Genomic DNA, 19736 nt, shown 5'->3' with positions numbered 1-19736 from the left:
GGATTTTTGCTCGGGAGCGACGCTCAAGGCTTGGGATCGGCTTTGAGGTAGGCGATGACGTTGGCGATGTCCTCGTCGCTGGTCAGGCCGGAGAAGGCCATTTTGTTGCCGGGGACCTTCTGCCGGGGCGCGCGCAGGTATTCGGCAAGGTTTGCTTCGTCCCAGACCAAACCGGCGGCGCCGGCATCCTTCATCGCCTGCGAGTAACGGCTGAGATAACTGTCCGCGGTGCCGGCGGTGCGGCCGACGACACCAAGCAGATGCGGGCCGACCTTGTCGCGGTCGCTCGTTGCCTCGTGACAGACCATGCATCTGTTGAAGACCTTCTTGCCGAGAGCAGCATCGCCGTCGGCATGCGCGGCAACGATGCCGGCAATGAGGAAAGCAGTTGCAGACGAAATTACTCGAAGCATGGGAACTCCCGACGGCTCTGGCAGTGGATCAAAATAGGCAGCACGCTCAACAAAGGCCGCAATGGCGCGATTGCGGAACGAATGTCAGCCGGGAGGTCGGATGAAAGCAATAGCGCTGGTTTAGGCTTTGGTGAAGCCGATGAAATCGTCTGGGGCGGCGCGGCCCATTTCCTCTTCCCAATGGCGGCGGCAGAGCGAGACATAGACGTCCTTGCCGATCGCCACTTGTTCGCCCTGTTTGGCCACCTTGCCGTCGGCGCCGAGGCGCACCACCATCGTCGCCTTGCGGCCGCAGCGGCAGATGGTGCGCACCTCGCGCAGGTCGTCGGCGATCGCCAGCAGGGCGCGCGAGCCGGAAAACAGCTTGCCTTGGAAATCGGTGCGCAGGCCGTAGCACATGACCGGGATGTTCAGCCGGTCGGCGATGCGGGCGAGTTGCCAGACCTGCTCCTCTTCGAGGAACTGCGCCTCATCGATAAAGACACAATGGACCGTGGCGTGGTCATGATGCTCGGCGACCCGGGCGAATAGGTCGTCGCCGTCGCGGAACATCTCGGCTTCCGTCTCCAGGCCGATACGCGACGAGATCAGCCCGGTATCGCCCTTGCGATAGTGGCCGGCGATGAACAGCATCGTCGTCATGCCGCGCTCGCGGTAATTATACGAGGCCTGCAACAACATCGTCGTCTTGCCGGCATTCATCGTTGCATAGTGGAAGTACAGCTTGGCCATGCCGTCCTTTTAAGCCGAGTTGCAACAAAGCGGGGAGGGGGAGCGCCTACATTCCACCGGGAAAAGACGACTTCCATCCGGAAAGCGGCGGGCGTGTCGTTGATCGACCAGCCTGCGCCGTTGATCGTGGTTGCCTTAGTGCTTGAAACCGCAGCAGAATGGTGTTTGGCTGACGGAACAAAGGTGGAGATAAAACCGCCACTTCGCTTCACCGAGAACTGAAATGGGAGAATTTTGATGTCGCGCATGAATTCATTCGTCGCCGGTCTCGGCCTGGCGGCTTTTCTATCCACGACTGCGGCCTTCGCCGGCGATCCGGAAAGCTGCAAGACGGTGCGCATGTCCGATGTCGGCTGGACCGACATCCAGGCGACAACCGGCATAGCCTCGGTGCTGCTCACCGCGCTCGGCTACGAGCCGCAGGTAATCCAGCTTTCGGTGCCGGTGACGATGGCGTCGCTGAAGAACAAGGACCTCGATGTCTTCCTCGGCAACTGGATGCCGTCGATGACCAACGACATCAAGGACTACACCGCAGAAGGCTCCATCGAGACCGTGAGCGAGAATTTGAGCGGTGCCGGCTACGGCATCGTCGTGCCGACCTATGTCGCCGACGCCGGCGTCAAGACGCTGACCGATCTCGGCAAGTTCAAGGACAAGTTCGACGGCAAGATCTACGGCATCGAGGCCGGCAATGACGGCAATCGTATCATCCTCGACATGATCAAGAATCCGGCCGACAATCTCGAAGGCTTCGAGCTGGTCGAATCGTCCGAAGCCGGCATGCTCACCCAGGCCGAGCAGTCGATCAAAAACAATGAATGGATCGCCTTCCTCGGCTGGACGCCGCATCCGGTGATGGGCGCCATGAAGATCACCTATCTCGACGGCATGGGCGACACTGGCTTCGGCGCCGCCACCGTGCATACGATCGTGCGCAAGGGCTATACGACCGAGTGCCCGAACGCCGGCAAGTTCATCACCAACCTGAAGTTCAACCTGGACATGGAAGGCGAGATGATGGACGCGATCCTGAAGGGCGGCGACGCCAATACGGTCGCGACCGACTGGCTGAAGAAGCACCCGGACGCGGTTGCTCCCTGGATCGCCGGCGTCACCACCTTCGACGGCGGCGACGCGGCGGCAGCGGTGAAAACAGCGCTCGGAAGCTGACCCGACCATCTGGCATGACGAGACAAGGGGCAGCCACGGTAGAAATGGCTGCCCTTTATCATATCCTGTGACAAGATGACCGTCCGGCAAAGGACGGCGCCGGCAGAAGAGGGGCTAGATGGATCCGATCTCCAAATTCCTGGTCAGCTACAAGATCCCCATAGGCGCGTGGGGGAAGGCGTTTTTCGGCTTTCTCACCGACAATTTCGACACCGTCTTCAGGGCTTTCTCCAACAGCCTCAACTTCCTGCTCGATGGCATCGTCGACGGGTTGCTGTTGCTGCCGCCGGTTCTGCTGATCGCCCTGATCGCTTTGCTCGCCTATTTCCTGCAGCGTTCGAAAGGCCTTGCTTTGGCGGTGTTCATCGGGTTGCTGTTCATCCTCAACCAGAACCTGTGGAAGCAGACAGTGGAGACGCTGGTGCTGGTCGTTGCCGCCGCCGCCGTCTCGATGGCCATTGGCGTGCCGCTCGGCATCTGGGCCGCGCACAAGCCGAAGATCTATCGCGTCATGCTGCCGGTGCTCGACCTGATGCAGACGCTGCCGACCTTCGTCTACCTGATCCCGGTGCTGACCCTGTTCGGCCTCGGCAACGCGCCCGGCCTGATCGTCACCATCATCTTCGTCATCCCGACCTCGGTTCGGCTCACCCATCTCGGCGTCACCTCGGTGCCGAAATCGATCGTCGAGGCGGGCGAAGCGTTCGGCGCCACCAAGCGCCAGCTGCTGTGGAAGGTCGAGCTGCCTTCGGCACTGCCGACCATCATGGCTGGGCTGACCCAATCGATCATGTTGTCGCTGTCGATGGTGGTGTTCGCCGCCCTGATCGGCGCCGGCGGCCTCGGCACAGAGATCAACCGGGCGCTCGGGTCGCGCCGGATCGACCTCGGGCTTGAGGCAGGTCTGGCCATCGTCGTGCTCGCCATCGTGCTTGATCGAATGACGCGCATCGGCGTGGGAGGCAAGAAATGACCGTCGCCGTCGATTTCAGGAATGTCGACATCGTCTTTGGCGCCGACCAGGCCGGTTCGCTGGCGCTGATCGACAGCGGCGCCACCCGTGCCGAGATCCTCGAACAGACCGGTAACGTGCTGGGCTGTGCCGGTGCCAGCCTCACCGTGCACGAGGGTGAGATTTCGGTGCTGATGGGCCTGTCCGGCTCCGGCAAATCGACGCTGCTCAGAGCCGTCAACCGGCTGAACGTCGTCTCGCGCGGCCAGGTGCTGGTCAAGGACGGCGATGGTACGGTCGACGTCGTCACCTGCGACGAGGCGACGCTTCGGCGGTTGCGGCAAAAGCAGGTGGCAATGGTGTTCCAGCAGTTCGGCCTGCTGCCTTGGCGCACAGTGGAGGAAAATGTCGGCCTTGGCCTCGAGCTCGCCGGCGTACCGGAAGCCGAGCGCAAGGAGCGGGTGAGCAAACAGCTGAAGCTGGTTCATCTCGACCAGTGGTCGAAGAAATACGCGCATGAGCTTTCCGGCGGCATGCAGCAGCGCGTCGGCCTGGCGCGCGCCTTCGCCACCGAGGCGCCGATCCTGCTGATGGACGAGCCGTTCTCGGCGCTCGATCCGCTGATCCGGACCAAGCTGCAGGACGAGCTGCTGCAGCTTCAGGCCGAACTGAAGAAGACCATCATCTTCGTCAGCCACGACCTCGAGGAGGCGCTGAAGATCGGCACCCACATCACTATCATGGAGGGCGGGCGCATCGTGCAGACCGGTGCGCCGGAAGACATCGTGCTGCGGCCCGCCAACGACTATGTCCGCGACTTCATCGCCAATGTGAACCCGCTGTCGGTGCTGACCGCGTGGAACGTCATGCGCGACCGCCGCGACCTCGAGCACGGCGAGAACGGCTGGGTGTGGCTCGACCGGCGCAAGACGACGCGCTTCAAGATCGACGAGCATGGGCTGGTGGCGGCGGCCGAGCGCGACGGCAAGCCGGCGGTCTGGGTGTCCTGCGCCGATGTCGAAGCCCAGCCGGAGGAGACGGCTCAGGTATTCTGGGCCAATCCCGGCACCTCGCTGAAGACCGTGATGCTGGCCATGCATCGCTCGCAGACCGCACCGGTGGCGCTGTTCGACGACCAGTCGCGCTTCGTCGGCGCCATCGGCGTCAGGGATGTGCTGAGCGCGGTATTGAGAAGGTAGATCTCGTTCAGTCTCCGGACATGTCCATGGTGTCGGCGCGCCGATGAAATTCGGAATGGGTGGCTTCGACTCGCCTACATGGCCGCACGCCGCACCGCCAGCGCAAACTAACGCGGCGGATAGGATAGGAATGTGGGCGATACGCCTATGAGTGACAGGAACTAAAGTACTTCACTCCTTAGCTTCCGGAGTCAGCCTTCGAGGGTTTTTCCACCTAACAATAAGTTTTCTTCCACCTAAGATTATATCGGCGCCGACAGCTTTCTGTTCGGTCGCAACATCATCAAATTCTACAAAAGCAAAACCTCTGCTTAACGCCCCAGTTTTCGGAATAATCACAGTTGCAGGCTGGTCATATTCTTTGAAGGCCATGATAATGTCACGCTCTGACGTATTTGGTGGGATATTGCCGATGTATAGGCCCTTCTCTTTGCTCTCCACAATTCTCTCTGGGGTAGCTTTGTAAATTTTATGGGACGGCTGGCGTCCCTGTGATGGCTCGCGTCGGTGGGCAGCGTCCTTTGCCGGTCTAACTTTAAATCTCGGAATATCACGAACCCCAACTCCCTTACGCTGCGAGAGTTGCTTAGCTTTCATCTTTGGGAGTGCAGTTTCAAATATCCCCTTTGTCTGGAGAGAATGAACAATCTGCCGGTAGTTTTCTGTGTCAACGATACCGATTGTCCGAATAATCTCATTCGGTGAAATCAAATCTCCTCGCCTACCCATCAGTATAACAGCCTTTTCGTCCGATGAAAGCTGAAGCCCTTCATATTGCTCTAGCCAAAGTGCTTCATCCTTATTGTACATCGGTCTATGGTGTAAAACCAAAGCAAACGAGCTCGCGTCCGTAGTTATTTCTGGAGGTGCTAGTTCATTGTTCTTCATAAGCTCAAATATACGCCGCATTCCTTCGCCTAATTCACGCATGACACCGATCTCGCGAAGCGCTCTGGCCACATACGAGTTACGTGATTGATGAACTCCGCGAAGCGAAGTAATGTCTGCGACGGATACTGAAGAGAGCAGACCTCCTGGGTTCTTTATTTCTATTCGATCGTCAAAGACATATATTTCGATTCCTCGCCCCTCCTCCGAGTAATCTCGGTGGGCGATTGCATTCACCAAGGCTTCTCGGCATGCTACCTCTGGGTAGATGTATGTAGCTCTAAATCTAGCGTCTTCCTGAAATCGTGTAGTAACCAAATGAAGCCTAAGGTTATCCCATGCTTCGTCAATTAGCCTAAATATATTTGTTTTTACAGTCGAGTCGCTTGTCACGTTATATGACGCGCCGGCGCCGAGATTTGTACCGCTTACCCTCAGTATGCGTACCTGAACACGTGGGTGCCATCGGTCTGACGACTTTGCAAAGAGTAACAATGCCGCTCTGCGAACTCGCAGGCCGCTGCCGGCATCATATTCGGCAAGCCCGAGATATTGTAGGCATTTGTCTATGCTGATGCCCTGCGAAACTTGCTCTGCTACTATCTTGAGCATTTCGGGTTCGAGATCGGCAACTGAGGCGCCATCTACGAACTCGCGATCATATTCACGAGAAGAGACTTCTCGCCGGTCGAACTGAATCTGCTCCGCAGGAACAGGCACGGACTCTAAATCATTTCGTTTTAGGCAGCGGCCGTCTGAAGTGAGATAGATGTGCTTTGTACCTTTTGGGATACGAAAATAGATTACTCTTTTTCCGTCGATCTGGGTATCTCGACAGAGGACTGATTGCAATTGTGTGTCTTTATGGACATGAGATTTGGGCGCATCTTTAATTCGAGCGATCTCTTCGGCGGTAAAATCATCGGTTCCAGTTAACGCTCCATCATCTTCGACTCCAATAAGCAACTCGCCTCCGTCCGCGTTCGCGAACGCGACCAGGGCTTCACCAACGTCTTTGCATATATCCCTGAGTACCCTTTTTGTTTTTTGTCCTGGCGGACCAGCGTAAGCGCTTTTGAATTCTCGAAACTGCCCTTCTGCTAGCGACACGGCTATGGAAATCTGTTCTTTGATATTCAACGGCTCTGACATTAGTCCCCCTGACGACATGGCGACTATCTTGTGATGACAGGTCGGCCAGACGATCATCCTATAGTAGTCGAGTTCGTCCCGAACGCGAAAGAGTGGGCACACAATAAACTCTAGGTTGGAGCGTCGGTCATGGCGATGAAAGGCCGTTAACGCTTATATCGCCAGCGGCAATCTCAGTTCCGTCAACAGGCCGCCATCGGGGTGATTGGACAGGCTGACCTCGCCGCCGGCGCTACGGGCGATGTTGCGGGCGATGGTCAGGCCGAGGCCGAGGCCGCCGGTCTGGCGGTTGCGCGACTGTTCCAGGCGCACGAACGAGCCGAACACGGCGTCGAGCTCGGCCTGCGGTATGCCCGGCCCCTCGTCGCGGATCGCCAGCGCGATGGTCCTGTCCGATTGGCGCAGGTTGAGATGCGCCTTCTTGCCATAGGTCACCGCGTTCTGGACGAGATTGGTGACGCAGCGCCGGAGCGCGACTGGGCGCGCTATGCAGATCAGGCCGCGCGAGCGCGCATCGTCATTGTCGAACGAGACCTCTTCGAAGCCGTCGGCGACCGATTCGACGAGCGACCAGAAATCGATCCTCTCGCTCTTCTCCTCGGTCACCTCGAAAGTGGCGAAGTCGATGACCGAGCTGGCAATGCCTTCGATGTCGGCCAGGTCGTGCCCCAGTGCGGCGCGAATGGTCGAATTCCTGAGCAGTTCGAGGCGCAGCCGCATCCTGGTCAGTGGCGTGCGCAGGTCGTGCGCGAGCGCCGCAGCGAGGTGCTCGCGGTCCTCGACATAGGCGCGCAGCCTTGCCTGCATGGCATTGACCGCCTTCGCCGCGGTACGCACCTCGCGGCTGCCGCTCTCGGCGATCGGCGGGCTCTTCAGGTCCTCGCCGATCCGCTTCACCGCGGTCTCCATCATCCGGTAGGGCGCCGTCAGCCGGCGCAGCGACCAGATCGAGGAAGCCACCACCAGCCCGGCGATCAAGGCATAGAGCGGCAGGCTATCGAAGCTCAGTATCGGCCCGGCCGGCGTGTTCGGTTCGGTGAAGTTCAGCCATTGGCCGTCGGCAAAGCGAAGCGAAGCGGTCAGCTTGTCGCTCTGGGCGAAATCGGCGGCCAGCACCAGCAGGTCGCGCTCGACCTGGCCAACATCGGGACCGGCGACCGTCCCACCGGGAGCGTCGGCTTCGTGCGTTGCCGGGTCGCGGCGGACCCGCGCGTCGGTGATGCCGAACTTCGATAGCCGGCCGACCAATATGTCCTCCAATTCGGCCAGCTCGTCGTCGCCGGCTATCGACGAAGTAACAGCGGGCGTGCCGGAGACGGTGAGCGCGTAAGTGGCGTTGAACAAGCCGGAGGCCGTCGCCTTGCGCTGTTCCGGGGTGGCATCATGCATCAGCTGTACCAGCGAGAAGGCGCGGTCGTTGAGCCGGTAGAGATCGACGACGTCATTGGCGGCGGCACGGTCGCGCGAAACGATGTAGAGGGTCGCGATCTGGCTGATCAGCAGGCCGGCGATGACGATGAGCAGCACCCAGGCCGGCAGCGTTTGCGGCAGAATGCGTCTCATTCGGAGGTCGTCTCAGGCAGGAACTGATAGCCGCCGCTGCGCACCGTCAGGATCAGCTTCGGCGTTTTCGGGTCGTCCTCCATCTTGCGCCGCAGCCGGCTGACCAGAATGTCGACGCTGCGGTCGAAGCTGTAGCCGCTGTCGCCGCCGGACAGCTCGATGAGCTGCTCGCGGCTCAGTACGCGCTGCGCGCTCTTGACGAAGGTCTGCAGCAGATTGAATTCGGCCATCGTCAGCTCGATCCTGACGTCGCCGGGCGCCATCAACCGGCGGCGCGAACAGTCCATCGTCCAGCCGGCGAAATGGTAGATCTGCCGCGAAGCGGCACGTCGTGGTTCGGCGGTGCCATTACGCCTCAAGACGGCACGAATGCGTGCGAGCAGCTCGCGCGGATCGAAGGGTTTCGGCACGTAGTCGTCGGCGCCCATCTCCAGGCCGACGACGCGGTCGGTGGTCTCGGTGACCGCGGTCAGCATGATGATCGGTGTCGAATAATTGGCGCGCAACTCGCGGCAGAGCTCCAGGCCGCTCTTGCCGGGCAGCATGACGTCCAGAACGATCAGGTCGACCTGGGCGCGGCGCAGCACGGTCTCCATCTCGGTGCCGTCGGCGGCGACCGATGTATGCAGCCCTCGCTTCTGGAAAAATTCCTGAAGCAGGTCGCGAATGCCCTTGTCGTCGTCGACGATCAGTATGTGGGGGTCGGATTTCACAGGAAACCTGTCATTTGTGGATCGCCCAAGCGGTGCTTCGGCCGTCAGCCAGACGATAGAATTCAGGCCATAAGTTGGCCAGTGGAGATCGGCGGCTTGATCCGGCCGCCCAGAAACAATCCAGAAACAAAATTCTACAATCCGGAAAAACTGCCGAAAAAAATCAAAGGCATAAGTGGTGCCGTGGCGGTCGGGTCATCGGCTGCGACACGCGTTACGGGATTACGGACAGACCAATGCAAAGGTTCTCGATCAGTCTGATGGGTGCGTTGCTTTCCATTTCGCTCGTCACGGCTGCGGTCGAACATGCCGATGCAAAGCTGGCCGATGCAAAGGCGGCCAATTCAAAGGCGGCCGATGCAAAGGTGGCGACCACCCGCAGCGAGCGTTGCATCGATCTGAACCGCCAGTTTGACGAAGCCCTCGAAACCCATGCCGCGGCAACGCAGGTCACCGCGGCGAAAGCACTTCAAAGAAAGGGAAACCGGTTCTGCGCCAACAAGAAACAGGCACAGGGAATCCGGATGCTCGCGAACGCTTTGAAGCTGCTTGGAGTGACACCGATCGATCCCGTTCAGTGACACTCAATCCGATCTGCACAAAAAGGAAGTGAAGCCATGAAAAAGTCCCTCCTCTCCGCCCTCGGTCTCGCCATCGCGCTGGCCCTCTCGATGCCGGTTCTCGGCGCCAGCAGCGCCAATGCCGCGACCACCACCCCGGCTGCGACGACAACAACGACCGCTGCGCCGGCCAAGGCCGTGAAGAAGGTCGCTGCCAAGAAGACCGTCAAGAAGCACAAGAAGCACGCGGTCAAGGCAGCTCCGAAGGCCTGATCAAGCGACATCTTCTGCCGTATGAGAAGACCGCTCCAGTTGCGATTTGCCTGGAGCGGTCATCTTTTGTTGGCGTGCAGACAGTACGGCCGGTCCCGGCCCACACCGCCGGTTGAACGCCAAACGGCAGTTCCCACATAGGCATGGATTTGTGAACTGCGCTCGCCGGGAAGCCGATCGCGCGCGGTTGAATGGACGACCGCTTTTGCCCATGTCAAAATGACCGCAAAGCTGTCGTACGCAATTGCCGGTCCAATGCCTGAAATCACGACAAAACCCCGTACCAGCACGAAGCCGAAGGTCGAACGGCCGAAGCTCTACAAGGTCATCCTGGTCAATGACGACTTCACGCCGCGCGAATTCGTCGTGACGGTGCTCAAGGCCGAGTTCAAGCTCAGTGAAGACCAGGCACATAGGGTTATGATCACCGCTCACCGGCGCGGCGTCTGTGTCGTCGCCGTCTTCACCAGGGATGTCGCCGAGACCAAGGCGGCGCGGGCAACCGATGCCGGCAAGGCTAAGGGCTACCCGCTGATGTTCACGACGGAGCCGGAGGAATAGAGCTCCTCCCTCGCCCCGTTTGCAGGGAGAGAGAAGGGAACTACCGTCCTTCGCGGTACCACATCGAGCCCATCGCCAGAAGCAGCAGGCCGAGGCCGAGGAAGCCGCCGAACAGCGGCACGCGCGAGACGGCCTTGAGCACGCTGTCGTCGGTGGTGCGCAGGCCGATCCAGTCGTTGCCGGAGGCAGCGCCCGAGGCACGAACCGGGACGATGGAGGGCAGCGTGACAGTGCTGGTGAGATTGCCAATCGCCGAGGCCGGCGCCAGCCGGCGAACGCTGCCGCCGGTTGCCTCAGCCGGCGGTTTCAGCCGGTTCTCGGTGGAGACGACGTCGGTGAATTCCGGCGCGTTGACAGGCCCGACATGGGCCAATGCCGTCAGGTCGCCATTGCCGACCTGATAGAGACCGATTTCGCTGGTCTCGACGCTGCCGAGGAAGACGCCTGGCTCGGATTTCTCGAGCCTGACGATCAGTGCCTTGCCGGACGGCGTGATGACCTGCGCCGGGCCGGGGTCGTCGCTCATCGTCTGGCGGCGAATTTCAAGCACCATGCCGCGGCCGTCGGCGGTCAGCCGCTCCTCCTCGAGTTCGGGCTCCTTCATCAGCCAGTGGGCGATGCGTCGGTAGAGCTGGACATGCGGGCCGCCGCCCTCGAAGCCGCGCGCCCATAGCCAGCCCTGATCGGACAAAAGCATGCCGACGCGGCCTTCGCCCTTGCGGTCGAGCAGCAGCAGCGGCCGGTTGTCGGCGCCCTTCATCACCACCTCGCCCTCGGGGTTCTCGACGCCGATGGTGCGGAACCAGCGGCTCCAGTGCGGCGGCTCGGTTGCGGAGCCGTCGAGCCCGCGCGTGACCGGATGGCGCTGGCCGGTATCGGTGAGACGTGGGTAGAAGGCCTTGTCGATGACCTCGCCGGTCGGCATTGCCGGCAGCGCCGACATCAGCGGCGTGCGGGCGATCGAGCTTTCGCCGGCATATTCGGGGCCTGCCGCGATTAGCAGCGCGCCGCCTTTTTCGACATATTCGGAAATGTAGTCGTAATAGAGGATCGGCAGCACGTCGCGGTGCTGATAGCGGTCGAAGATGATCAGGTCGAAATCCTTGATCTTCTCGACGAACAGCTCGCGTGTCGGGAAGGCGATCAGCGACAACTCGTTGATCGGCGTGCCGTCCTGCTTTTCCGGTGGGCGCAGGATGGTGAAGTGCACGAGGTCGACCGAAGCGTCGGATTTCAGCAAATTGCGCCAGGTGCGCTCGCCGGCATGTGGTTCGCCGGACACGAGCAGCACGCGCAGATTTTCGCGGATGCCGTCGATCAGCGCGATGGCGCGGTTGTTGGTATCGGTGAGTTCGCCCGGTTCGTGGTCGATGGCGAGTTCGACGATGTTGCGCCCGGCGCTGGGAATGGTCACCTGCAGCGGCATCGCCTGGCCGATGTTGGCGTGCTCGACCGATACCTGCTCGCCGTTGACCGATACGCGGACATCGACCGGGCCGGTTTCGTTGTTGGTGGCGATGACGCGATAGGTCATGTCGAGCGGCTTGCCGACGAGGCCGAAGCGCGGCGCATTCTCGAAGCGGATGCGACGGTCCTTTTCATGGTCGTTGCCGGTAATCAGCGCATGCAGAGGGGCATTGAAGTCGGGTGCGCCAAGCGGCGCGTCATGCACCTCGCCGTCGGTGATCATGATGGCGCCGCCAATGCGCGACGGCGGCACGTCTCGGAAAGCATTTTCGAGCGAGGAAAACAACCGCGTCTCGGTGCGCTCGTCGGCGGCTTCGGACTTGCCGGCTTCGACGACACGGACGTCGAACTGCTTGAAGCGGCCGAGACGCTGCTGAAGCCCGGCCAAGGCCGCGTCGGTCTGCTTGGTGCGGTCGCCTATATCCTGGCTCTGGCTGCGATCGACGACGACGGCGACGATACTTTTCAGCGGCTCGCGCTCTTCGTCGAGGAATACCGGATTGAGCAACGCCGCAGCCAGCGCAATCAGGGCTGCCAGGCGGAAGATCGCGCCGCGCTGGCGAAACCAAAGGCCGACCAGCGCCAGCAGCAGCAGCGGCAACAGAACCACGGCGAGCAGCGGCCAAGTGATGAGCGGTTCGAAGGCGAGCGACCAATTCATGGTCTATTGCCCCAGCCGTTCGAGCAGCACCGGGACGTGCACCTGGTCGGATTTGTAGTTGCCGGTCAGCATGTACATCATGATGTTGACGCCGGCGCGCAGCGCATAGATGCGCTGCATCGGATCCGACGGCACGGTCGGCAATAGCGGGTCGCCATTCTCGTCGACCGCCCAGGCGCCGGCGAAATCATTGGCGGTGATCATGATCGGGGAAACGCCGTCGCCGGTGCGCACCGGGCGGTGCTCGGTGTTGCTGGCTTCGAGCGATGCCTCGACCCAAAGCGGGCTGCCGGCAAAGCGGCCGGGAAACTCTGGAAGGATGTAGAAGGATTTGGTCAGCACGTGGTCCGAAGGCACCGGTTCCAGCGGTGGCACGTTGAGGTTGCCGAGGATGTCGCGCAGCCGCTCCGTTGCGGGGCTGGTCGAATCCGCACCAATGCCGTTGGCGAACTGGTCGCGGGTGTCGAACAAGACCGTTCCGCCCTGCTGCATATAGGCGTCGATACGGGCGATGGCGGCCTCGCTCGGCATCGGGGCGGCGGGATCGATCGGCCAGTAGATCAGCGGGTAGAAGGACAGTTCGTCCTTCGAGATGTCGACGCCGGCCGGTGCTCCGGGTTCGAGCGCGGTTTTTTCGATGAGAAAGCGGGTCAGGCCTTCGAGCCCGGCGCGGCTGATCGAGTCGACACCCGGCTCGCCGGTCAGCACATAGGCGATCCGGGTCTTTGAAATGTCCCCGATCGCCTCCGTATCTCCCGGTTTGGCGTCGTCGGCACGCGCGACGTCCGCGTGGCCAATCAAGGCGCCGAGCGCAATCAGCAGGACGGCTGCCGTCGCCGCAGCACCGGGACGGCGCGGGCGGCGCGACAACAGGCCGCCCATCCAGAATACGGCAAGCGTGTCGAGCACCATCAGCACCAGGGTGGCCGTGACAAGCGGACCTTTGAGGTTGCGCTGCTCGTCGAAGGCATACTGGACGGTGGTGACCGGCACGGTGATCTCAGGCCGGGCCAGCGGCGTGAATGCGCTGTCGCCACCGAGCAGATTGTGAGCGAATACCCCCGTCTCGGAGCCGTAGAGGCCGGGCGGGTTTTCCAGCGTCACCGGCAGCGGGCCGGCGCCGGGCACCAGCGGCCTGGCGTCCGGCGTCGGCGGCACCAGCGTGCCGTCGGCGGCGATCATGCGATAAGGTGCCAGCGACGTGGCGGCGGCTTCGGCATTGGCGACCGCCGCTCCCTGGTTGCGCGACAGTTGCACGATGCGCCGCAGCATCTCGACGAAGCTGCCGGAGATCGGCAGGTTGGACCATGTCGCCTCGGGGGTGACGTGGAACAGCACGAGCGTACCCTTGTCCTTCTTCATCCCGGTCACCAGCGGCGTACCGTCGGCAAGGGTGGCCCAGGTGCGCTCGACGATATCGGGCGTCGGTTCGGCCAGCACCTGCCTGGTGACGGTGACCTCGGTGGGCGGCGCGAGGTCGGCGAAGGGGCCGGTTTTCGGGAATTCGGTGACCGGCTGCGGCGCCGTCCATGACAGCGCGCCGCCCAGCGAGCGCTCGCCTGTGCGGAGCCGGACCGGCAGCAGGTCGTCGTCATTGCCGGCAGCGGCGAGCCGCGAACCGGCAAAACGCACCAGCGTGCCGCCCTTGTCGACCCAGTCGACCAGCCTTTCCCGGGCCTGTTCCGGAATGGTGCCGACATCGGCCATGACGATCATCGCCGGTTTCTGATCGAGCAGTTGCGGGATGGCATCGGCGAGATCGACGCTGGACGGCTCGACGAGATCGGCGAAGGGCTGCAGGGCGCGGCGGATGTAGTAGAGCGGCGACAGCAGCGGTTGCGCCTGGTCGGCCTCGGCCTGCGACAGCAGCCCGACGCGGCGGCGTTTCGAGCTCTCATCGAGCACGCGGACGGCACCGGCCTGGCGTTCGCCATCGAGCGCGATGTAGGCGAAGTCGTTGCGGAGTTCGAACGGCACCGCCATCGTGGCGGTGGCGGTGGTTATGCCCGGGGCAAAGGTCAGCGTCGCGTCGGCGATGCGGCGGCCCTTGTCGTCGAAGGCGCCGGCCGTCACCTGTGCAGGTGCCGGATCGCCCGGTGCGCGGATGGCGGTCAGGGCGAAGCCGTCGACCTGGTTATCGGCGCCGGTCAGGCCGGTCAGCGACAGTCGGTCGGAGACGGCCCAGACGACGCGTGCTGCGTTCTTCGACAACAGCGTGTTGAAGGCGGCTTCGTCGCCTTGCGCCGCCAGGCCATCGGCGAGCACGGCAACGCTGGTGCCCGGCAGCGACTCCAGGGCTGATGCGACGCGGGCATAGACGGCGGGGCGGTCGGTCGGGATCGGGCGCGGCTTTGCCGCGCGCAGCCGGTTGAGCGCGGCAGCGGCATCGAAGGGACCGATCTCGGCATTCGGCTTCTCGGCGGTGAAAGCGATGAGCACCGGCACACCGTTCGAATTGGCATCGGCGATCAGCCGCTCGGCGGTGGCGACGCGCTTACCCCAGTCGGCGGCACTTGCCCAGTCATTGTCGATCACCAGCGCCAGGGCAGCGCCCTCGGCCGGCAGCTTTTCGCGCGGGTTGAAGACGGGCTCGGCAAGTGCTGCCACGATAAGCGCGGCCATCAGCAGCCTGAGCAACGTCAGCCACCACGGGCTCTGCTGCGGCGTTTCTTCGCGCCTCAGCACGCGGGCGAGAATCCTGAGCGGCGGAAACACCTCGGTTTGCGGCCTGGGCGGGGTCAGCCGCAGAAGCCACCAGATCACCGGCAGCGCCAGCAGGCCCCACAGCACCATCGGCGCCCCGAAGGAGAGCGGCAGCCAACTCATGCGCGAGCCCTCCCGGCAAAGGCGCCCTCGGCGGTCATCGCCATGTGGATGCGCACCAGCGCCTCGGAGGCAAGGCGGTCGGTATGATTGACGGTAAAGCTCCAGCCAAGCCGTTTGCACCACGCGGCCAGTTCCTGGCGGCGGGCGGCATAAAGCAGGCGATATTCTTCGCCCAGCATTTCGGCGCGGCCGGCGGTCAGCTTGTCGCCGGTCTCAGGATCGGTGAATTCGGTGCGCCCCGCATAGGGGAAGCTTTCCTCGGCCGGATCGGCGACCTCGATCAGATGGGCGCGCACGCCGTGGCGGGCGAGCACGTCCAGCCAGGCTATGGTGTCCTCAACCGGGTCGAGGAAATCGCTGACGATGACGATGTCGCAGAAGCGGCGGATGCCGGACAGGTCGGGCTTTGCCGGCAGGTCGGCGGCGTGCATCAGTTGCGCCGCGATGCGCTCGGCGCCATTGCGGGCGGTGAACGGGTCGGTCAGGCCCGGCCAGGCAATGCGCTCGCCGCTGCGCGACAAAAGCTCGGCCATGGCCAGCGCCATCACCAGAGCGCGCGACTCCTTGGAAACGCTGGCTCCGGTCGATTTGTAGAGCATGGAAGGCGAGGGGTCGGCCCACAGCCACACCGTATGGGCGGCCTCCCATTCGCGGTCGCGGACATAGGTGTGGTCGTCGCGCGCCGAGCGGCGCCAGTCGATGCGCGAGGAATCGCCTTCGACATAGGGCCGGAACTGCCAAAAATTCTCGCCGATGCCGCGCTTGCGACGGCCATGCCAGCCGGCAATCACCGTGTTGACGATGCGGCGCGCCTCGACCAGCAGGTCCGGCACCAGGGAAGCCCGCAACCGGCCTCTGGCGAGCGCATCGCGCGTCGCTGTCGGTGCCTGCGCTTCACCGATGCGCGCCATCAAATCCCTTTCGCGAGCTTCGCCACGACGTCGCGTACCGTGGTGCCCTCGGCGCGGGCGGCGAAGGTCAGCGCCATGCGGTGCTGCAGCACCGGCTCGGCCAGTGCGCGGACATCGTCGACCGACGGCGCCAGCCGGCCGTCATAGAGGGCGCGGGCGCGGGCGCACAGCGTCAGCGCCTGACTGGCGCGCGGGCCCGGGCCCCAGGCGACGTGCTTGTCGGTATCGGCGTTGCCCTGGCCGGGACGCGCCGAGCGCACCAGCTTGAGGATCGCCTCGACGACGCTTTCAGGCACCGGCATGCGGCGGATGAGCGTCTGGATGTCCTTCAGCCGCGTCGGCTGCAGCACGTTTTCGGCCTTGGCATCCTCGATGCCGGTGGTTTCCAGCAGGATGCGGCGCTCCGCCTCGATCTCGGGGTAAAGGATGTCGACCTGCATCAGGAAGCGGTCGAGCTGAGCCTCGGGCAGCGGATAGGTGCCCTCCTGCTCCAGCGGGTTCTGCGTCGCCAGAACATGGAACGGCGCCGGCAGGTCATGGCGCACGCCGGCAATGGTGACGTGGTATTCCTGCATCGACTGCAGCAGCGCCGACTGGGTGCGCGGCGAGGCGCGGTTGATCTCGTCGGCCATCAGCAGTTGCGCGAAGATCGGTCCGGAAATGAAGCGGAACGAACGCTTGCCGAATTCATCCTGCTCCATCACCTCTGAGCCGAGAATGTCGGATGGCATCAGGTCGGGCGTGAACTGGATGCGGCGCGAATCGAGGCCGAGCACGATGCCCAGCGTTTCGACCAGCTTGGTCTTGGCAAGGCCGGGCACCCCGACCAGCAGTGCATGGCCGCCTGCCAGCAATGCGACGAGCGTGCGCTCGACGACGCTTTCCTGGCCGAAGATGACCCGGCCGACGCCGTCGCGGACCCTCGAAATGTCAGCCAGCGCCTTCTCGGCCTGCGCCACCATGTCCTTTTCGCTGATCGGGCTTTCCTTGATCATAACGCTCATGCAGCATCGATCCTTCTGGTTGGAAATACCGCTTGGCACCTTGGGGGCCGCAGAATGCCGCGATTCGGCCTCGCATGGCGCCTGCAAAGAACTTAAATCACAGACTTAGGCTGACAAGCGGAACAACAGTGACTATTTCGTGACCATGACAGAAGCCGCCGAGCATCGTGAAGAGAGCCTGACGGCCGCGACCGAGGCGCGTGGGCTAGAGGCGCTGGTCTCGCGCGCGACGCGCGCCGGCAAGGGGCCGGCGCCGGTGGAACGCTGGAATCCGGCATTTTGCGGCGATCTCGACATGGAGATCAAGCAGGACGGCACCTGGTTCTATCTGGGAACGCCGATCGGCCGGATGCCGCTGGTGCAGCTTTTCTCCTCGGTGCTGCGCAAGGACGACGACGGCAAGACCTATCTGGTGACGCCGGTGGAAAAGGTCGGCATCCGCGTCGCCGACGCGCCCTTCATCGCCGTCGAGATGGATGTGTCGGGCGCCGGCGACGGGCAAATCATCACCTTTCGTACCAATGTCGGCGATGTGGTCGAGGCTGGGGCGGAGCATCCGCTGCGATTCGTCGACGAGGACGAGACAGGTGGCCTGAAGCCCTATGTGCTGGTGCGCGGGCGGCTGGAAGCGCTGGTGGCGCGGCCAGTGATGTACGAGCTGGTCGAGCACGGCGAAGAGATCGACATCGGCGGCAAGACGATGTTTGCCGTCCGTTCCAAAGGCGAGGTCTATCCGATCATGCCGGCTGAGAAACTGAAACGGCTGAGCGCATGATGGACCGCCTATGATGGATCAGGTGACGCCGGTGCCATTTTCCGCCGCCGAGTTTCGCCAGCGCGTCGTGGCGCAGCCGCAGGCGCATGCCGGTGACGATTTTGGCGACCACCGCTTCAATCCGGGTCATCCCAGGCTGAAACTGGCCAAGGCGCTGCGCGATGCCGCCGTGCTGATCCCGGTGGTCGACCATGGCCACGAGGCCACGGTCCTTTTGACCCGGCGGGCGGAAAAGCTGCGCAACCATTCGGGGCAGGTGGCTTTCCCCGGCGGAACCATCGATCCAACCGATGTGAGCCCGGAAGCGGCGGCATTGCGCGAGACGTTCGAGGAGATCGGTCTCGATGGGGATCATATCGAGATCCTCGGCCGCATGCCGGACTACGTCTCCGGCAGCGGCTATCGCATCGCCCCGGTGCTCGGGATTGTGCGGCCCGGTTTCAGCCTGACGCTGAATTCCGACGAAGTCGATGCCGTCTTCGAGGTGCCGCTGGGCTTTCTGATGGACCCCGCCAACCACACCAGGGACAGCCGCATGTGGAACGACCTCGAATGGTTCTTTTACGAGATGCCCTATGGCGGCCAGCGCATCTGGGGCGTTACTGCGGGCATCATCCGAACGCTTTATGAAAGGCTCTATTCGTGAGCGATCCGGTGTCGATCGCGGGCAAGGCCGGCTGGCTCGACGAAAGCCACTTGCAGCGCCTCCTCGCCGCGCTGACCGACGGTGGCGAGGAGGCGCGTGTCGCCGGCGGTGCCGTGCGCAATGCGCTTATCGGACAGCCGGTTGCCGACATCGACATCGCCACCACCACAGTGCCCGAGGAAACCATCCGGCGCGCCGAGGCGGCAGGCTTCAAGACGGTGCCGACCGGCATCGAGCATGGCACCGTCACCGCGGTCGCCCACGGCAAGGCCTATGAAATCACCACGCTTCGTGCCGATATCGAAACCGACGGCCGCCGCGCCAAAGTGTCGTTCGGCCGCGACTGGAAAGCCGACGCGGAGCGGCGCGATTTCACCATCAATGCACTCTACGCCGAAGCTGACGGAACTGTCGTCGATCTGGTCGGCGGTATCGCCGATATCGAAGCGCGGCGGCTGCGCTTCATCGGCGATCCGGAAGCGCGCATCCGCGAGGATTATCTGCGCATCCTGCGTTTCTTCCGCTTTTTCGCCTGGTATGGGGACGGCAGGCCGGATGCCGAAGGGTTGAAGGCTTGCGCCCGGCTGAAGCAGGGGCTCGACCAGCTCTCGGTCGAGCGCGTCTGGTGGGAGTTGAAGAAATTGCTGTCAGCGCCAGATCCGTCGCGGGCGCTGCTGTGGATGCGCCAGGCCGGCGTTCTGACCGGCGTTTTGCCGGAAAGCGAGAGATGGGGCATTGATGCCATCCACGGGCTGACCAAGACCGAGAAGGATCTGGCCTGGGCGCCGGACCCGCTGCTCAGGCTGGAAGCCATCGTGCCGCCGGATGCCGCGCGCATGAAAACGCTTGCCGAGAGATTGAGGCTTTCCGTGAGCGAGGCAAGCCGCCTGCGGTACTGGGCGATGACCGCTGCCATCGATCCGAAAACAACCGAAGGAGAGTTGGCGAAAAAGCTCTATTCTGGCGACCGCCAAGGCTTTGTCGATCGGTTGCGGCTGTCGCTCGCTTCCGCTCGAGCCCGCGCGGTCGAAGACAATGACGCACTGCTCGAAGCCAGCGGCTTCTCGCGCCTGCTTGCCTTCGCCGCAAAATGGCAAAGCCCTGTTTTTCCGATCAAGGGCGCCGATCTGACGACACTTGGCGCCTCACCGGGGCCGAAGCTTGGTGCAACGTTGAAGAATCTTGAAAAGGAATGGGTCGAGTCCGGTTTTGCGCTTGATCGCGGCGCGCTGCTCAAGCGCGCCGCAGAGGCACTCCAATCCTAACC

The 19736-nt window shown here is 62.8% G+C and carries 19 protein-coding genes; 10 read left to right on the top strand and 9 right to left on the bottom strand.

Annotated elements, in window-relative coordinates:
• Window positions 1-23 precede the first annotated feature (23 nt).
• Together X760_RS54730 and X760_RS54725 are read right to left on the bottom strand one after the other, a co-directional pair.
• The gene (locus X760_RS54730; protein ID WP_023719233.1) at window positions 24-413 is read right to left on the bottom strand and encodes a cytochrome c family protein; all 390 of its coding nucleotides are present in this window, start codon (window positions 411-413) and stop codon (window positions 24-26) included.
• Window positions 414-533: 120 nt separating this feature from the next.
• Entirely contained in the window at window positions 534-1145 is a 612-nt protein-coding gene (locus tag X760_RS54725; RefSeq protein ID WP_023719232.1) for a thymidine kinase, read from the bottom strand.
• Between the two features lie 93 nt (window positions 1146-1238).
• Here X760_RS54725 and X760_RS78860 point away from each other — a divergent pair, with 93 nt between their 5' ends.
• The 4 genes from X760_RS78860 (at window position 1239) to choV (ending at window position 4469) form a co-directional block, all read left to right on the top strand.
• Entirely contained in the window at window positions 1239-1367 is a 129-nt protein-coding gene (locus X760_RS78860) for a hypothetical protein (protein ID WP_280940418.1), read from the top strand.
• Window positions 1368-1382: 15 nt separating this feature from the next.
• The gene (locus X760_RS54720; protein WP_023719231.1) at window positions 1383-2318 is read left to right on the top strand and encodes a choline ABC transporter substrate-binding protein; all 936 of its coding nucleotides are present in this window, start codon (window positions 1383-1385) and stop codon (window positions 2316-2318) included.
• Window positions 2319-2436: 118 nt separating this feature from the next.
• Window positions 2437-3291: a choline ABC transporter permease subunit gene (gene choW / locus X760_RS54715; RefSeq protein WP_023719230.1), complete on the top strand. Its 855-nt coding sequence runs from the start codon at window positions 2437-2439 to the stop codon at window positions 3289-3291.
• Window positions 3288-4469, top strand: a complete 1182-nt coding sequence (gene choV, locus X760_RS54710; RefSeq protein WP_023719229.1) for a choline ABC transporter ATP-binding protein — start codon at window positions 3288-3290, stop codon at window positions 4467-4469. The genes choW and choV overlap by 4 nt, the downstream gene beginning before the upstream one ends.
• A 171-nt stretch (window positions 4470-4640) precedes the next feature.
• Here choV and X760_RS74735 read toward each other — a convergent pair whose 3' ends face one another.
• From X760_RS74735 to X760_RS54700, 3 genes are all read right to left on the bottom strand, one after another.
• Window positions 4641-6509: an ATP-binding protein gene (locus X760_RS74735; protein ID WP_198030490.1), complete on the bottom strand. Its 1869-nt coding sequence runs from the start codon at window positions 6507-6509 to the stop codon at window positions 4641-4643.
• Between the two features lie 153 nt (window positions 6510-6662).
• The gene (locus X760_RS54705; RefSeq protein WP_023719227.1) at window positions 6663-8072 is read right to left on the bottom strand and encodes an ATP-binding protein; all 1410 of its coding nucleotides are present in this window, start codon (window positions 8070-8072) and stop codon (window positions 6663-6665) included.
• Complete coding sequence (locus tag X760_RS54700) at window positions 8069-8785, bottom strand: response regulator transcription factor (RefSeq protein WP_023719226.1); 717 nt, start codon at window positions 8783-8785, stop codon at window positions 8069-8071. The genes X760_RS54705 and X760_RS54700 overlap by 4 nt, the downstream gene beginning before the upstream one ends.
• 236 nt (window positions 8786-9021) lie before the next feature.
• Between X760_RS54700 and X760_RS54695 the strand changes: the two genes are divergently transcribed.
• The 3 genes from X760_RS54695 (at window position 9022) to clpS (ending at window position 10179) form a co-directional block, all read left to right on the top strand.
• Entirely contained in the window at window positions 9022-9366 is a 345-nt protein-coding gene (locus tag X760_RS54695) for a hypothetical protein (RefSeq protein WP_023719225.1), read from the top strand.
• A gap of 36 nt (window positions 9367-9402) precedes the next feature.
• Window positions 9403-9618 carry a hypothetical protein gene (locus X760_RS54690; RefSeq protein WP_023719224.1) on the top strand — a complete coding sequence of 72 codons (216 nt, stop codon included), beginning with the start codon at window positions 9403-9405 and terminating at the stop codon, window positions 9616-9618.
• Between the two features lie 255 nt (window positions 9619-9873).
• Window positions 9874-10179, top strand: coding sequence for an ATP-dependent Clp protease adapter ClpS (gene clpS / locus X760_RS54685; RefSeq protein WP_023719223.1), 306 nt, complete (start codon window positions 9874-9876; stop codon window positions 10177-10179).
• A 40-nt stretch (window positions 10180-10219) separates the two neighbouring features.
• Here the strand turns inward: clpS and X760_RS54680 are convergent, their stop codons facing one another.
• The 4 genes from X760_RS54680 to X760_RS54665 are packed head-to-tail and all read right to left on the bottom strand — an operon-like array spanning window position 10220 to window position 17048.
• The gene (locus tag X760_RS54680; protein WP_023719222.1) at window positions 10220-12307 is read right to left on the bottom strand and encodes a membrane protein; all 2088 of its coding nucleotides are present in this window, start codon (window positions 12305-12307) and stop codon (window positions 10220-10222) included.
• A 3-nt stretch (window positions 12308-12310) separates the two neighbouring features.
• Window positions 12311-15133 (bottom strand): DUF4159 domain-containing protein, encoded by a 2823-nt coding sequence (locus tag X760_RS54675; RefSeq protein ID WP_023719221.1) that lies wholly within the window; start codon window positions 15131-15133, stop codon window positions 12311-12313.
• Entirely contained in the window at window positions 15130-16044 is a 915-nt protein-coding gene (locus X760_RS54670) for a DUF58 domain-containing protein (RefSeq protein WP_023719220.1), read from the bottom strand. Before X760_RS54670 ends, X760_RS54675 begins: the two co-directional genes overlap by 4 nt.
• Window positions 16044-17048, bottom strand: coding sequence for a MoxR family ATPase (locus X760_RS54665; RefSeq protein ID WP_023719219.1), 1005 nt, complete (start codon window positions 17046-17048; stop codon window positions 16044-16046). Before X760_RS54665 ends, X760_RS54670 begins: the two co-directional genes overlap by 1 nt.
• Before the next feature lie 145 nt (window positions 17049-17193).
• On the opposite strand from X760_RS54665, the gene X760_RS54660 reads away from it, so the two are divergent.
• From X760_RS54660 to X760_RS54650, 3 genes are read left to right on the top strand one after another with little or no spacing between them, the layout of a single operon-like run.
• Complete coding sequence (locus tag X760_RS54660; protein WP_023719218.1) at window positions 17194-17823, top strand: DUF1285 domain-containing protein; 630 nt, start codon at window positions 17194-17196, stop codon at window positions 17821-17823.
• 13 nt (window positions 17824-17836) lie between these two features.
• Entirely contained in the window at window positions 17837-18469 is a 633-nt protein-coding gene (locus tag X760_RS54655; RefSeq protein WP_023719217.1) for a CoA pyrophosphatase, read from the top strand.
• Entirely contained in the window at window positions 18466-19734 is a 1269-nt protein-coding gene (locus tag X760_RS54650) for a CCA tRNA nucleotidyltransferase (protein WP_031194088.1), read from the top strand. Before X760_RS54655 ends, X760_RS54650 begins: the two co-directional genes overlap by 4 nt.
• Window positions 19735-19736: the final 2 nt, after the last annotated feature.

Source organism: Mesorhizobium sp. LSHC420B00 (assembly GCF_000503055.1).
In the GTDB taxonomy this organism is placed as follows: domain Bacteria; phylum Pseudomonadota; class Alphaproteobacteria; order Rhizobiales; family Rhizobiaceae; genus Mesorhizobium.
The sequence above is the reverse complement of the archived record's forward strand: the minus strand, read 5'-3'. Positions and strand labels throughout refer to the sequence as shown.

Coding starts and splice junctions, on each gene's coding strand:
- X760_RS54730 (WP_023719233.1), bottom strand. CDS start 413: ATGCTTCGAGTAATTTCGTCTGCAACTGCTTTCCTCATTGCCGGCATC.
- X760_RS54725 (WP_023719232.1), bottom strand. CDS start 1,145: ATGGCCAAGCTGTACTTCCACTATGCAACGATGAATGCCGGCAAGACG.
- X760_RS54720 (WP_023719231.1), top strand. CDS start 1,383: ATGTCGCGCATGAATTCATTCGTCGCCGGTCTCGGCCTGGCGGCTTTT.
- choW (WP_023719230.1), top strand. CDS start 2,437: ATGGATCCGATCTCCAAATTCCTGGTCAGCTACAAGATCCCCATAGGC.
- choV (WP_023719229.1), top strand. CDS start 3,288: ATGACCGTCGCCGTCGATTTCAGGAATGTCGACATCGTCTTTGGCGCC.
- X760_RS74735 (WP_198030490.1), bottom strand. CDS start 6,509: ATGTCAGAGCCGTTGAATATCAAAGAACAGATTTCCATAGCCGTGTCG.
- X760_RS54705 (WP_023719227.1), bottom strand. CDS start 8,072: ATGAGACGCATTCTGCCGCAAACGCTGCCGGCCTGGGTGCTGCTCATC.
- X760_RS54695 (WP_023719225.1), top strand. CDS start 9,022: ATGCAAAGGTTCTCGATCAGTCTGATGGGTGCGTTGCTTTCCATTTCG.
- X760_RS54690 (WP_023719224.1), top strand. CDS start 9,403: ATGAAAAAGTCCCTCCTCTCCGCCCTCGGTCTCGCCATCGCGCTGGCC.
- clpS (WP_023719223.1), top strand. CDS start 9,874: ATGCCTGAAATCACGACAAAACCCCGTACCAGCACGAAGCCGAAGGTC.
- X760_RS54680 (WP_023719222.1), bottom strand. CDS start 12,307: ATGAATTGGTCGCTCGCCTTCGAACCGCTCATCACTTGGCCGCTGCTC.
- X760_RS54675 (WP_023719221.1), bottom strand. CDS start 15,133: ATGAGTTGGCTGCCGCTCTCCTTCGGGGCGCCGATGGTGCTGTGGGGC.
- X760_RS54670 (WP_023719220.1), bottom strand. CDS start 16,044: ATGGCGCGCATCGGTGAAGCGCAGGCACCGACAGCGACGCGCGATGCG.
- X760_RS54665 (WP_023719219.1), bottom strand. CDS start 17,048: ATGAGCGTTATGATCAAGGAAAGCCCGATCAGCGAAAAGGACATGGTG.
- X760_RS54660 (WP_023719218.1), top strand. CDS start 17,194: ATGACAGAAGCCGCCGAGCATCGTGAAGAGAGCCTGACGGCCGCGACC.
- X760_RS54655 (WP_023719217.1), top strand. CDS start 17,837: ATGGATCAGGTGACGCCGGTGCCATTTTCCGCCGCCGAGTTTCGCCAG.